General features: G+C 43.7%; 10 protein-coding genes. 8 read left to right on the top strand and 2 right to left on the bottom strand.

The genetic code is table 11. The features are described from left to right. Positions 1–22 precede the first annotated feature (22 nt). The 8 genes from CSD97_RS07035 to CSD97_RS07000 all read left to right on the top strand — a co-directional run bounded on the left by CSD97_RS07035 (position 23) and on the right by CSD97_RS07000 (position 13,702). On the top strand, positions 23–1,660 hold the full coding sequence (locus CSD97_RS07035; RefSeq protein ID WP_005833325.1) for a RagB/SusD family nutrient uptake outer membrane protein: 1,638 nt from the start codon (positions 23–25) through the stop codon (positions 1,658–1,660). Positions 1,661–1,862: 202 nt separating this feature from the next. Then, a complete protein-coding gene (locus tag CSD97_RS07030) occupies positions 1,863–4,793 on the top strand; it encodes a GH92 family glycosyl hydrolase (protein WP_098032158.1) in 2,931 nt (976 codons plus the stop codon). 18 nt (positions 4,794–4,811) lie between these two features. Continuing rightward, a complete protein-coding gene (locus CSD97_RS07025) occupies positions 4,812–5,675 on the top strand; it encodes an endonuclease/exonuclease/phosphatase family protein (protein WP_005830032.1) in 864 nt (287 codons plus the stop codon). A 13-nt stretch (positions 5,676–5,688) separates the two neighbouring features. Further along, entirely contained in the window at positions 5,689–6,831 is a 1,143-nt protein-coding gene (locus CSD97_RS07020; protein ID WP_098032157.1) for an alkaline phosphatase, read from the top strand. Between the two features lie 21 nt (positions 6,832–6,852). Continuing rightward, a complete protein-coding gene (locus tag CSD97_RS07015; protein WP_005830037.1) occupies positions 6,853–8,457 on the top strand; it encodes a trehalase family glycosidase in 1,605 nt (534 codons plus the stop codon). Positions 8,458–8,471: 14 nt separating this feature from the next. After that, entirely contained in the window at positions 8,472–9,923 is a 1,452-nt protein-coding gene (locus CSD97_RS07010) for a glycoside hydrolase family 125 protein (protein ID WP_005833321.1), read from the top strand. After that, on the top strand, positions 9,920–12,241 hold the full coding sequence (locus tag CSD97_RS07005; protein WP_098032156.1) for a glycoside hydrolase family 20 protein: 2,322 nt from the start codon (positions 9,920–9,922) through the stop codon (positions 12,239–12,241). Before CSD97_RS07010 ends, CSD97_RS07005 begins: the two co-directional genes overlap by 4 nt. A 12-nt stretch (positions 12,242–12,253) precedes the next feature. After that, the gene (locus CSD97_RS07000) at positions 12,254–13,702 is read left to right on the top strand and encodes a PA14 domain-containing protein (RefSeq protein ID WP_005830044.1); all 1,449 of its coding nucleotides are present in this window, start codon (positions 12,254–12,256) and stop codon (positions 13,700–13,702) included. Between the two features lies 1 nt (position 13,703). Here the strand turns inward: CSD97_RS07000 and CSD97_RS06995 are convergent, their stop codons facing one another. Both CSD97_RS06995 and CSD97_RS06990 read right to left on the bottom strand, forming a co-directional pair. Then, entirely contained in the window at positions 13,704–14,876 is a 1,173-nt protein-coding gene (locus CSD97_RS06995) for a DNA-binding transcriptional regulator (RefSeq protein ID WP_005830046.1), read from the bottom strand. Between the two features lie 67 nt (positions 14,877–14,943). Then, positions 14,944–15,378: an acyl-CoA thioesterase gene (locus CSD97_RS06990; protein ID WP_005830048.1), complete on the bottom strand. Its 435-nt coding sequence runs from the start codon at positions 15,376–15,378 to the stop codon at positions 14,944–14,946. Positions 15,379–15,390: the final 12 nt, after the last annotated feature.

Below are 15,390 nucleotides of genomic sequence, written 5' to 3'. Positions count from 1 at the left end.
TAATTAATAGAGAAGAATGATTATGAAAAAAAATATATTATTTTTTGCGATGTCTGCCACATTGCTTATGAGTTCTTGCAGTGACTTCCTTGATGTGCAACCAGAGGGAGATGCTACTACAACGACTTATTTTACCAATGACCTGCAGGCTATTGATGCTGTAGATGCATTGTATGAAAGATTTCATCAGGAAGCTGTATATGGACGCGAACTGTTTTGGGAACAAGGTGCCGCGTGCGACGTTGTGTGGGGAAAGACCCGTGATTTTCCAACACTTGCTACATTGAAATATACAGGAGACGAATCCCCTTTGCGTACTATTTTTGATACTATGTACAAAGTGATGGCACGTTCCAACTGGGTAATACAAGAGTTGCTTAAGAAAGGGAAAAGCACCACTTTGAGTGATATTGAAAAGAGAAGTCTCGGTGAAGCTTACTTCACTCGTGGATGGGCTCATTTCTTGATCGCTTATCGTTACGGTCTTGATACACAAGGGGTACCTTTTGTCCGTTATGAAGATTTTGAAGGTGGCTATGACAATTCTATTCCTCCTCAGCAAGCTTCGGTCATCGATAATTATAAATTGATTATCTCGGATATGGACAAGGCAATAGAGTATTTGCCCCGTTTTGAAGAGTATGGAGATAATGATAGAGGACGCGCGCACGATGCGGCTGCAGTAGCTTTTAAAGCTAAAGTTTATGCTTATTGGGCAACTTGGGATGCTACACAATGGGGAAATGTAATCAGTATGGTCAATGAACTGGAAACTGCTTACGGACGTGATTTAGCCGGTACTTATGAAGAGTTGTTCTCTTCTGATTTCTCTAAATGGTGGAATAAAGAGTATATTTGGACTATTCCTGGAAATGGTGGCTCTCAAGGTGGCGGTTCGGAGTTTCCGGGAGTTGTCCTTGAGAACAAAGGCTGGGGACAATATAATGGCTGGGGACAGAACAAGCCGTCTTATGATATTTACGAAGAGATGTTGAAAGACGGAGCTGGTAATGACCGTTTGGTTCGTACGGTTTTAGAGTATGGTCAGGAATTTCAATTCTTGGGTGAATCCCGTGCTTTTTATTCAAGCTCGGATATTGAATCCGGTTTTATGATTAATAAATACATGGATCCCTTTAAGTATGAAGATGCAGCCAATAAGGGGTATATCAATACAAACGGAGACTGGCCGACGGTACGTATTAATTTCCCGGTTATCCGTTTTGCAGAAATGTTACTTTTCCGTGCGGAAGCTTATTTGATGACTAATAAAGCGGACTTGGCTACGGCTGATTTGAATCGCATTCGTAAACGTGCCAATGTTGCATTATTGACGGGCACTGCTACTATGGCTGACCTATATCATGAACGCCGTTGTGAATTGGCATTTGAGTTTACAGACCATTTATATGATTTGAAACGCTGGTATCGCTCAGGCAATACTGAAATAAAGGCTTTGGCTGCTGCCGAATTGAATGCCCGTCCGCGCGTACGTCATTATGCCAACCGCCAGGACCCTGCTTCCACATTCGTTGTAGGTGAGTATGAGGATTATACGGATAAGATTGCTTATCAGGATTACATGATCGTATTCCCTTATCCTTCGGTTCAGATTACCAAATCTGATGGTAAGTTAAAACAGAATCCTCATTATGATTGATATTTTCTCTGAAAGAGATAAAATATAAAAAAAGACCTCATTGCCATTGGTCTAATCTGCAGGGGTTGGTATTTTCGGGTATTGATCCTTGCAGATATTTCTTCTTTTTCTTTCATTTGCAAAGGCTATTCATAAAATCATTTTAATATACGGAGAGACGGCATTCCCGACAGTCTGCAGCGCTCTTCAAATATACAGTCTGATGAAATTAAAAACTCTTATATGTGCAACTACTGCCTTTTGGGCTTGCTGCTCTTGTACATCCGGTGAACTATCTCCCGTAGACTATGTAGACCCTTTTATAGGTACCGGCTTTCATGGGCATACTTATCCGGGGGCAACCGTTCCGTTCGGGGCGGTACAGTTAAGTCCTGACACGCGTGCCGGAAACTGGGATGCTTGTTCGGGGTATCATTATAATGATACGACTCTAAAAGGTTTTTCACACACACATTTAAGTGGGACCGGATGCATTGATCTTGGGGATATACTGTTTCGTCCTACTACGCTGAAACCGGATTTGACTACGGAAAGCATTTACCAGCCAGCGGCTTTTTCCCATAAAGACGAAGATGCTTCTGCCGGATATTATTCGGTTGTTCTGAAAGAAGAAGGAATAAAAGCTGAATTGACGGTAACGGCACACGCCGGTATGCACCGCTATACGTTTCCTTCCGGCAAAGAAGCATCTATTATTATAGATTTGACTCATTTGCTTGATAACGAATATATTTATGAGGCTGAACTTGAACAGACTGCCGCCAACGAAATAACAGGTATGCGCAGAACCAGGGGATGGACGGACAATCAGTACGTTTATTTTGTAGCCCAGTTCTCGAAACCTTTTCAGGCCATAGACTTTATACAGAATAAAAAGATGGTTTCTGCAGGAGTTAAGTTGAACGGTACCGATTTGCAGGCTTGCTTGTCCTTCGATAATAGTAATGGAGAGCCGGTTATAGCCAAAGTTGGATTATCCATTGTCAGTGAAAAGAATGCACGTGAGAATTTGGAAACCGAGGTGATAGGTTTCGATTTTGATGCCGTGCGTAGTGCTGCCCGTTCCGCTTGGGAACAAGCTCTCTCTGCTATTACGGTAAAAGGCGGCAATACGGACGACTTGAAGAATTTCTATACAGCCATGTATCATTCTATGGTTGTACCCAATGTCGTGAGTGATATCAATGGTGAGTACCGCCGTCATAATATGGAAATTGGGCAATTGCCAAAAGGCAAAGTGCAATATTCTACATTTTCGCTTTGGGATACTTTCCGTGCATGGAATCCGTTGATGACTTTGATTGATACAACTTTGGTCAATAATATGATAAATTCCTTTCTGGACATTTACGAATCTTCGGGTGAACTTCCTATCTGGCCGCTTTCTGCCGGAGAGACGGGAACTATGATTGGTTATCATGCAGTGTCCGTTATAGCAGATGCTTATATGAAGGGTATTAGAGGATTTGACGCGGAAAAGGCGTTGGAAGCTATGGTAGTTTCTTCTGAAAAGAACAAAAAGGGAGCTGATTACTATATTCAGAATGGCTTTATTCCTTCTAATATAAAGAAAGAGTCCATCTCTTGTTTGCTGGAGTTTGCCTATGATGACTGGTGTATTGCACGTATGGCTCAGGAAATGAGTAAGGATGATATTTATCAAAAGTATATTCAACGTTCCCAGAACTATATCAATGTTTTTGATGGTAATACAAAATTCTTCCGCCCCAAGCGGATGGATGGGAACTGGGAAACTCCCTTCAATCCTATTGAGGTAGGTCGTGCCTATACGGAAGCCACAGCCTGGCAGTATCGCTTCTTTGTACCTCACGATGTAAGCGGTATGGCACAACTGTTTGGTGGTAAGAAAGAGTTTATTACCGCACTCGATTCTATCTTTACAGTAGAGTCGGGTGTACATGGCGATTTAGTGGATATTACCGGACTGATAGGTCAATATGTTCATGGCAATGAGCCGAGCCATCATATCGCCTATCTGTACGATTACGTCGGACAGCCTTGGAAGACGCAGGAAATGACACGCCGTCTGCTCCATGAAATGTACGCTCCTACGCCTGAAGGAATCATTGGTAATGAAGATTGTGGACAGATGTCCGGTTGGTATATATTATCCTGCTTGGGTATTTATTCAGTTTGTCCGGGAAGCAATGAATTTGCACTGACTACTCCTCTATTTGAGAAAGCGGTTGTCAACCTGGCAAATAGAAAGACTTTGACCATCCTTGCCAACAATCCGAAGAAGAATGTCTATATCACAAAAGTAGAATTGAACGGACAACCGATAGATGTAAATTTTATTACTTATGCACAGTTGATGGAAGGTGGAGAACTTCGTTTTACTTTGTCCGACAAGCCGAATATGGAGAGAGGTGTTTCCTCTGAAGCATCCCCTTATTCCTATACTAAAGATGAAGTCGTTTCCATTCCCTATGTGGATAAGGATTTGAACTTGTTTATGGATAAGGTAACGGTTGCATTGGCCACAACAACCAAGGATGCCGAAATCAGATATACATTGGATGGCAGCGAGCCCACAGAGCAATCGGTATTGTACGAGCAGCCTTTTGAACTGGACAAGACCACTTTAATAAAAGCCAAAGGATTCAAGGAAGGTCTCCGCTCAAGCAGAACATTATCCATATCGGCAACGAAAGCTGAATTGAAGGCTGCTCTTTCTGTAAATCCTACTCAGAATGGTACATCTTATAAGTACTTTGAAGGCACTTACCAGAAAGTGGCTGATGTAGAAAAGTCACCGTTGCTGGAGTCTGGTGTCATGCCCGAACCTTCTATTAAGGGTGCTAAGCAGGAGGATCATTTCGGTTATATCTTTTCTGGATTGATAAATGTTCCCGAAGATGGAGTCTATACTTTCCAGACCCGTTCGGACGATGGCAGTGTCTTGTACATTCACGATGAGCAGGTAGTCAATAATGATGCTTCCCATGCTGCAATTCCTGCTACCGGAATGGTCGCGCTGAAGAAAGGTTTTCATCCTTACAAGCTCTATTACTTTGAAGATTATGAAGGTGAGTATTTGAGCTGGGCTTGGAAACTGCCTTCTGCCGAGAAGTTGGCACCCATTCCTGCATCGGCTTTATTTGTGAAATAATAGTTTAATATATATGCTATGAGAAAGTTATTTTTGTTATTTTTACCTTTGTTCGCTGCATCATGCGGACAGGTGAAGCAGCAGGCACCTGCACCAGAGCCCGTTAATGTCATGAGTTTCAATATTCGCTATGACAATCCGGAAGATAGCTTGGACAACTGGCAATACCGTAAAGACCGCGCGGCAAATGCCATCCGTTTTTATGATGTGGATATATTGGGTACGCAAGAAGTACTTCATAATCAGTTGGAAGACCTTAAACAACGATTGCCGGAATACGGAGTCATCGGTGTAGGTCGTGAAGATGGAAAGGAAAAGGGTGAATATAGTGCACTCTGGTATAAGAAAGATCGTTTCAACTTGCTGGATTCTGGCTATTTCTGGTTGAGCGAGACTCCTGAAGTTGCCGGTTCCAAGGGCTGGGATGGAGCTTGTGAGCGTATCGCTTCATGGGCAAAACTGCAAGATAAAGTAAGTGGCAAGGAGTTCTTCGCATTGAATACCCACTTGGATCATGTAGGTGTTGCTGCACGTCGTGAAGGTATAAGCCTTATGCTGGATAAAGTAAATGAGTTGAGTGGTAACTTACCCGTAGTAGTAACGGGCGACTTTAATGCTAGTCCGGAATCGGATGTCATCAAACACGTGACTGACCCTTCCAATCCGGAACACTTGACAGATGCACGCCAGGCATCGGCAATTGTTTATGGTCCGGCATGGAGTTTCCATGATTTCGGAAAGATTCCTTACGATAAACGTCCGCTGATTGATTACGTTTTTGTACGTAATGGACTGAAAGTTTTGAGGTATGGTGTATTGGCTGAAACAGAGAATAATGCTTTCCTCTCCGACCATGCCCCTATTTTAGTAACGGTTGAATAATAAAACAATAATTATGACTAAGATATTAAGAATATGTATCGTTATGCTCTTGGCAGTCTTGCTACTGCCGGTAGAGTTATCGGCACAAAGCCGCCGTGATAAAGAACAGACCTATGTTTTGGACCAACCTTATGAGGTGACAAAGATTACCCCTCCCCAGGGCAAGAAGATAAAGAATGTCATCTTGATGATTGGTGATGGCATGAGTCTTATGCACGTATATTCTGCCTGGACAGCCAATCGAGGCAAGTTGTTTTTGGATAACTGCCAGGTAGTGGGTTTGTCTAAAACCTATTGTGCCAACAAGCTGATTACAGACTCGGGAGCGGGTGGAACAGCCATAGCTACGGGGCAGAAGACAAACTATCATTCTGTGGGTGTAGATACCGAAGGACGTCCTTTGAAATCATTGGTAGACCTGGCTGCTGCTAAAGGTAAATCGACCGGTATAGCGGTGACTTGCCGTCTGTGGGATGCCACTCCTGCTGATTTTTGTTGCCATAACAAGGATAGGGATGCGGAAGCTGAAATCGTAGCAGATTACGTTAATTGCAGTGCCGATTATGTATTCGGTGGAGGTGCCAAGCTTTTCGAAAACCGTGAAGATGGACGTGACTTGTTTAAGGAACTACGCGATAAAGGATTTCAGACTCCTCGCAGTTGGGATGAATTGGCTGGCATAAAGAGTGGTAAGGTATTTGCCGTACCTTATCCCGTCGATACTCCTCTTCCTGCTGAACGTGGCGACCTTTTGGCACGTGCTTCATTGAAAGGTATCGAATTGCTGAACCAAAATAAAAACGGTTTCTTTATGATGATAGAAGGTTCGCAGCTGGATGACTACGGACACTTCAATGACATTGATTTGCTGATGCAGGAAACACATGACTTTGACCGTACTATCGGTGCCATTTATGAATGGGCTGCCAAGGATGGAGAAACATTGGTAGTAGTTACTGCAGACCATGAGACTGGTGGACTTACGTTGGTTGATGGAGATTTGGCAGAAGGCAGAATCGTATGTAAGTTCTCTACCGGTGGTCATAGCGGTGTAATGGTACCAGTGTATGCTTTTGGTCCCGGTGCAGAGGAGTTTACAGGGATTTTTGAAAATACTGCTATCTTTGACAAGATAAAAAAACTGCTCAATTTGTAATTTAAAAAATAACTATTTCCTATGTTGAAACACATTTTATTGGTAAGCTTGCTTTCTTTTTCCACTCTCCCTTTGCTGAAAGCTCAGAGCTGTGGCAATGATGAAAAGTATCATTTGCCTTATAAAAATACATATGTAAAGGAACCGCTGGTCACTGAAAATGAGTATCGTGTGGCAAAACCTGAGACGATTGTGCCGAAAAGCTTCGAAGAAGCTCGGCAGATTCTTCCCAATCCCATTTGGGGTGGACATGACAAGGAACTTGAAATGTATTGGAAGGCATGGGAAATAGCTATCGGCAATATTCGTGCTCCTCAAGCAGGCTCGGGTTTTGTCTCAAGCTATTTGGATACAGCTTATAATGGTAATATCTTTATGTGGGATTCCTCTTTCATTCTGATGTTTGCCCGCTATGGTACCCGTTTCTTTCCTTTCCAGAATACGCTGAACAACTTTTACGCCAAGCAGCATCCCGACGGTTTCATTTGCCGTGAAATAAAGGCGGATGGTGCCGATTGCTTTGAACGCTATGATCCGGTGAGTACCGGACCGAATTTGATGCCTTGGTGTGAGATGGTCTATTTCCATCAGTTTGGTGATACGGAACGCCTGCACAAGATATTTCCGGTACTTTGTGCTTATTATAAGTGGTTGAAATTGAACCATACTTGGAGAAATGGAACCTACTGGTCAAGCGGATGGGGGACCGGCATGGATAATATGCCCCGTGTTCCGTCGGAATACAGCCCTATCTACAGTCACGGGCATATGATTTGGTTAGATACAAACCTACAGCAATTATTTACTGCCAATTTACTACTTGAGATGGGCTTTTATCTGGAACGTTGGCAAGAGATAGAAGAGTTTGAAGACGAAGCCAAAATGCTGGGAAAATATATCCATGACAATCTTTGGGATGAAAAGACCGGTTTCCTTTATGACCAGTATGCTGACGGTACGCTCTGTACAACCAAGGGAATAGGTGCCTATTGGGCTCTGTTTACTGATGTATTGGATTCTGTACAGTTGGACCGCATGGTGAAGGAATTGGATAATCCTGCCACATTCAACCGGAAACACCGTATTCCTTCTTTGTCTGCCGATAATCCCAAGTACAAGGAGAATGGCCGTTATTGGCAGGGTGGCGTATGGCCGGGAACTAATTACATGGTGATGCAGGGCCTTGTGCAGAAAGGTTATGGTAAACTGGCACGGGAGATTTGTTTGAATCATTATGCCCAGGTGTTTGAGGTCTATAAGAAGACTGGAACTTTTTGGGAATATTATGCTCCGGAAAGTGCTGAGCCGGGATTTATGGCAAGGGATAATTTTGTGGGTTGGGCAGGACTTCCTCCTATTGCTGAATTGATAGAATTTATTATCGGTATTCGGGGAGATTATGCCAAAAAGCAGATTATCTGGGATATGAATTTGACGGAGATTAACGGCATAGAACGCTATCCTTTTGGTCCCGAAGGGCTTATCTCCTTAAAAGCTGAAGCACGCCGTTCTGCAAGTGATGAACCTCGTATTACAGTAGATTCCAATATCGATTTTGAACTGTGTGTACTCTATGGTGGAAAAGAGAAAAAGATAAATGTGACATCCGGTAAGCATACCTATTAAAGAAGAAATCAATCATGAAAAACAATATGTCAAGACGCCAATTTCTGAAGACTGGCGGGCTTGCCTTGGCTGCAATGACCTTTCAGCCCGCTTCCGTATTATCTTCATCCGGGACTTTCAGCCAGAGATATGTTTCGTTGCGTCCTTCTGCAAGCAAAAGGAACTTCATTTCGAAGGCAGTAGATGCTGCCATTGAAGAAGCAAAGCCTAAAATAAAGGACGAGAAGTTGCGTTGGATGTTCGAGAACTGTTTTCCCAATACGCTTGACACTACTGTCAGATATAGAGTGAAGAATGGCAGACCAGATACTTTCGTCATTACAGGTGATATAGATGCCATGTGGTTGCGCGACTCTTCAGCGCAAGTATGGCCCTATCTGCCGTTGATGAAGAAAGATAAGGACTTGCAGTTGATGGTGGCAGGACTTGTCAACAGACAGACTGAATGTATCTTAATAGACCCGTATGCCAATGCCTTCAACGACGGGCCGTTGGGCAGCTATTGGGAAACCGACCATACACAACATATGGCTAAGGAACTGCATGAACGCAAATGGGAGATAGATTCTTTGTGCTATCCCATTCGTCTGGCTTATCATTATTGGCAATACACGGAAGACACGTCTGTGTTCGATGAAAATTGGCATAAAGCTATGCTGCTGGTGGTCAAGACCTTTAAAGAGCAACAGAGGAAACAAGGCTTAGGACCTTATAGCTTTACGCGCGATTGCGACCGCCCTACAGATTCGCAGATTAACAACGGATGGGGAGCACCGGTAAAGCCGGTCGGCTTAATCGTTTCTTCTTTCCGTCCGTCAGATGATGCTACACAATACGGTTTTCTGATTCCTGCTAATATGTTTGCGGTTGTGTCATTGCGCCAATTGGCTGAGATAGAGGATAAAGTTTATGGAAACAAGGACTTCTCCGGAGAATGTATAACATTGGCAGATGAAGTGGATGCAGCTATCCGTAGGTATGGTACTTTCAATCATCCGGTTTGTGGGCGTATTTATGCTTTTGAGGTCGACGGTTTTGGTAACGCGCTTTGTATGGACGATGCCAATGTACCCAGTTTGCTGGCTGCGCCTTATCTGGGTTATTGTTCTTTTAAAGATGCGATTTATCAGAATACCCGTAAAATGATATGGAGCGGCAATAATCCTTATTTCTTTAAAGGAAAAGCCGGTGAAGGGGTAGGAGGCCCTCATGTGGGATTGAATTATATCTGGCCGATGAGCATCATTATGAAGGCTTTTACAACGGATGATTCCGAAGAAATACGTGCTTGTCTGAAGCAACTTCGTGATACGGATGGAGGGACGGGCTTTATGCATGAGTCTTTCCATTCGGAGGATGCCGCGGACTTTACTCGTTCCTGGTTTGCCTGGACAAATACTTTGTTCGGTGAACTGATACTGAATACAATCAAGGAATATCCCAACTTATTATCCCAAATACTATGAAGATAAGATATTGGTTACTGGCTATGTCATTCATTTTTCTCTCTTGTGGGAGAGTGGCTGATGATGTAGCGGCAAACTATGGTATTATACCCATGCCGAATGAACTTGCTCCAATGCAGGGAGTGTATGTCTTGCAAGGGAAAAAAACAGTGGCTGTCCCTTCCGGGGAAGCCGCGATGAAAGTTTTTCATTATTTGGAGGATGCGTTGAAAAACACTTCTGTAACGCTGAAGGATATTTCGGAAACGGGAAAGGCCGATATTTGCTTATCTATAGATAATTCCTTGCCCAATGAGGCCTATACATTGGAGGTTTCTTCCGATAGGATAAATATATCTTCCAATGAAACTGCCGCCGGATTTTTTTATGGTGTCCAGTCTTTGCTGCAGCTCATGCCGGCAGCCATTTATGATGGTGACCGGAAATACGAAGGAAAGATTAGGATTCCTGCTGTCAGCATTACGGATGCTCCCCGTTTCCCTCATCGTGGGGCTATGATGGATGTAGGGCGTAATTTTCTGCCAAAAGAGGAAGTGCTGAAGTTTCTTGATTTGATGGCATTCTATAAATTGAATAAATTCCATTTTCATCTGACAGATGACCAAGGATGGAGAATAGAAATAAAGAAATACCCGAAACTGACTGAAATAGGTTCTTATCGTAAACAGACTCAGATAGGACACTCTGATTATTATTTTCCACGGCGTTACGATGGAAAAGAAAAGAGAGGCTATTATACGCAGGAAGAAATAAAGGAAATTGTGAAGTATGCATCCGACCGTTTCATTACGGTCATTCCCGAAATTGAAATGCCGGGACATGCATCCGCAGCACTGGCTTCCTATCCGGAACTTTCTTGCGGACTGGGAAAGACTTATGTGGTGCGTGATTATTTTGATGTTTTTGATGAGGTCTATTGTCCCAAAGAGCATACATTTGAATTCTTACAAAATGTGCTGACCGAAGTTATGGAACTCTTCCCCAGCCATTATATCCACATTGGTGGAGATGAGTGTCCCAAGAAAGCATGGAAGAAGTGTGCCCATTGCCAGCATTTGATGAAGTGGGAAGGTCTGCCCAACGAAGAAGCTCTGCAAAGTTGGTTTATCCATCGGATTGAGCAATTTGTGAACAGTAAAGGGCGTGACATCATCGGGTGGGATGAGATTCTGGAAGGAGGGCTTGCTCCTAATGCTACCGTCATGTCATGGCGTGGCGAAAAAGGAGGTATCGAAGCGGCTCACCAACGGCATAAAGTCATTATGACACCCGGCAAAAAGTGTTATTTGGATTACTACCAGGAAAGTCCGGAATTTGCCCCGTTGGCTATCGGCGGTTTTCTTCCGTTGGATACGGTGTACAATTATAACCCGCTTCCTGCTGAACTGACTCCGGAAGAACAAGCTTATATAATAGGTGTACAAGCCAATATCTGGGGAGAGTACATACAGACTCCCGAGTATTTTGAATATATGGCTTTCCCTCGTTTGCTGGCTATGTCAGAGGTGCAATGGACACAGCCGGAACATAAGGACTTCGAGTCGTTTGCCCGTAGGCTGGATAAGGAGTTTGAACGATTGGATTATTGCGGAGTGAATGCTTGCCGCAACTTCTATGAAGTCAATCAGGCTGGTGCGTGGAACAAGTCGCAGCAGACTTATGAGGTGACTTTGAACACCTTCTGTCCGGATGCCGATATTTACTATGCGGTAAATGATTCAACGGTCAACACTTCATCTTCCCTTTATAAGACTCCGATACCGTTGGACGAGGATGCAACTGTTTATTCGGCAGTTTACAGAGACGGTAAGCCGTTGGGGAAAGTGACCCGCAAGAGCTTTGCTGTAAACAAGGCAACCGGATGTGACTATACTTGTAATCCTGCAGCAGGATGGGAACACCTGAATGAAGGCTTCGGGCTGACTGATGGACGACGTGGCTATGCCCGCGACATGCGTCGCTGGATTAGCTTCTACCAGGATACTGTACAGATTGTAGTGGAACTGAAGAAACCTCAAAAAGTCAAGGAAGTGGCCTTTTCTTCTTTATGGCGGCCGGTAAATGAGATATGGCCGGCAAGGGCGATGAGTGTTTCTGTTTCAATGGATGGTCAGACTTTTATTCCGGTGGGCACTAAACGGCTGACTTATGATTTTAGCTTGACGGAAGGCACCCGTTTTCCGGCATCTCTTTCATTTGCCGAAACGGAAGCTACATTTGTCCGCTTGGAATTATTGAGTGGTGGCTTGTGCCCGAAAGGATATTTTCATGAAGGGTTGCAGAGTGAGTTGGCAATAGATGAAATAGAAATATATTAATCTCAAGAAATTATGAAGAAAATAGTTGTTCTTTTAGTTGTACTGTTGGGCTGTATGCCGGTAACGGCTTTTGCGCAGAAGCAATTCTTTTTTAAGGATGGCAGGTTTGTAGTAGCACAGTTTACAGATTTGCACTGGATGCCGGGTTCTGCAAAGTGTGCCGAAACGGCAGCTACTATCCGTGCTGTCCTGGCAGCCGAACATCCGGACATTGCTATACTGAGTGGGGATGTGGTGACCGATGACCCTGCTATGGATGGATGGAAAAGTGTAGTGGATATTTTCAATGAAGCCAAGATGCCTTTTGTGGTGATGATGGGAAACCATGATGCAGAATACTTGACGCGCAATGAAATCTATGATTTCCTCTTGAAGTCTCCCTACTATGTGGGGGCAAAAGGCCCTGAAGATATTATGGGATGTGGTAATTGTGTGATTTCTATTTATAGTCCGGAGAAGAAGGACCAGGTAGAGGCATTGCTCTATTGCATGGATTCCAACGACTATCAGCCTAATAAAATCTATGGTGCTTACGACTGGATTCATTTCGACCAAATAGAATGGTACAGAAAGCAAAGTAAACACTTTGCAGAGAAGAACGGTGGTAATCCCGTTCCTGCTTTGGCCTTTTTCCATATTCCGCTGATTGAATACAACGAAATCAGAGGTGACGGGAAAACTTATGGCAATGACAAAGAAGGTGGAGTTGCCTCTGCTAATATCAATTCTGGTATGTTTGCTTCCTTCCTTGACATGAGGGATGTAATGGGAGTATTTGTAGGACATGACCATGATAACGATTTTATAGGAATAGATAAAGGTATTGCATTGGGATACGGACGGGTGACCGGTGCGGATGCGTATGGAGAGTTGACGAGAGGAGCCCGTATCATTGAACTGTACGAAGACCAATTCAAATTTGACACATGGATTTCCACTCCTTCGGGAAGGGAGGCTGCCTACTATTACCCTTCAGGTCTGAATTCGGATGAGGAGCAGAGTATGGCTTATTTGCCGGCTACGGGAACTTCTCCCAAGAAGCAGGGCGTGGCATATACCTATTATGAAGGCAAATGTAAACGTGTTGCCGATATTGCCGCCTGCAATAAAGTGAAGGAAGGGGTGATGAAGAACTTCTCGATTGAAGAAGTAGCCGTCCCTGATCATTTTGCTTATGATTTCCGTACGTTGGTGAAAATTCCAGAAAGGGGAGTATACCGTTTCTATACTTTTTCCGATGATGGTTCTAAACTATACATAGACGGTAAATTGATTGTTGATAACGACGGTGGACACAGCGGACGCCGTGCCGAAGGGAAAGTCGCTCTCGAAGCAGGGTACCACGAGTTGCATCTGCTGTATTTCGAAGATTACATGGGCCAGGAATTGGAAGTCGGGTATTCGGGACGGAATGTTCTGGAAACCGTGTTACCTGATACCATGTTGTTTGTACCGGATTAAATCAGCGCTGGTAACTCTTTGTCTGGTACTCTTTCCGATATTCATTGGGAGAGACTTTCTTCAAAGCTTTGAATTGGCGGGACAAGTTCTTCAGATTGTTTATTCCGACTTGTTCCGCCACATCTGCAATCGGAGCATCACTGGCCAACAGCAATTGGGCAAAGCGTTCCATCCTAAGGTTGAAGATGTATTTGTGGATGGATTGCTGGGTGACTTGCTTGAAGCGAATCTCCAATAAACGGCGTGATAATGGTACTTGTTTCACTATATCCGATACAGTGATATCAGCTGCTATATTCTGATGGATATATTTCAGAGCGGTTTGGATATGGGCATCGGTGGTAGAATAGAAGTCGGTCGAAAGCCGGTTGATTATATTAACTGGTTGGAGCACTACGTCCTGATAAGTGGCCTCCTCATCATTCAATAGATGTTCTATGAGGGCAGCTGCCTCAAATCCGCCTCTTACAATGTTTTGGCTGATACTGGATAGGGGAGGGTCTGAAAGATTGCATATAATCTCATCATTGTCGACTCCTAATATTGCTATCTTGTCGGGCACTCTGATGTTGTTGACTTTACAGATTTCCGTAATGCGGTTACCTTGATTGTCATCGCAAGCCATGAGTGCCGTAGGTTGTGGCAATGACTTTAACCAGTTGAGCAGGGGCGGTGCTTCATAAAACCATAAGTCATCAAGGGATTGGTCCTGATAAGAATAGAAATTGTTTCCAAACCCTTGGGCTGCTATACATTCATAGAAACCCTCGCAACGTTCTTGTGACCATACCGTATCGCGATAACCATAGAATGCGAAGTTCTGAAAGCCTTTACTCAGAAAAAACTCTGCTGCCATTCTGCCGGTCTTGCGGTAATCGCCGGTGATGTTTGGAATATTGCTGAACCTTGATTTATAATCCTGGGCCAATGCGATAATTCCGTTTTCACGGAATAGCTCCACGTTGTCATCATTGTCAAATCTGCCGATGATTGCATCTGCATGCCATGTCTTTGCCCATTTCAAGACTCCTTCTATACCATGACTGTTTTTGTAGGAGGGTGGCATACGGCATACTACCCATGGCTCATGGCTTTTGGAATAGGCCAATACCCCCTTTAGCAGATTGTACGAAAAGGACTCTGTAAAATCGGTCAATAATATCAATCGAATCATAGCAGTTGACTAAATGTAACTGATTGTTACTTATACAAATGTTAGCTTAATTGACAAATATAGGATTTTATTTCTTTTTCTTCAAATCTTTTCCCTCATATTTGCAGATTGCTTCAATCCATTTTTCTTCCAGTGGCTTGGACTCGTGTTTGGCGAGGTCGAAGGCTACCATGACGGAGGTACATACGCATTTTACTTCTTGGGTTTCCGTATCAATGACCCGTTGGGCGAGGTGGAAGCTTTTGGTTCCTATCTCAGTGACGGCAGTTTGCACGGCGATATGGTCCGAACCATAAATCTGTGCGAGGAAGTTTGCTTCAATATGGACGACAACGATACCATCCTTTTCCCAATCTACATCCGGGCATACGGAAGCGAAATATTCCGTTTTTCCTAAATCATAAAAAGAGAAGTAAACAGTGTTGTTTACATGGCCGAATTTGTCGACGTCATTGAAGCGTAGTTGTATGGGCAGGGTGTGGTTAAATTGAATTTCTTCCATTGTTTTCTCTTA

The organism is Bacteroides sp. AR29, from assembly GCF_900217715.1.
Classification (GTDB): Bacteria; Bacteroidota; Bacteroidia; order Bacteroidales; family Bacteroidaceae; genus Bacteroides; species Bacteroides uniformis.
This window is presented reverse-complemented; position numbering and strand designations above follow the sequence as displayed.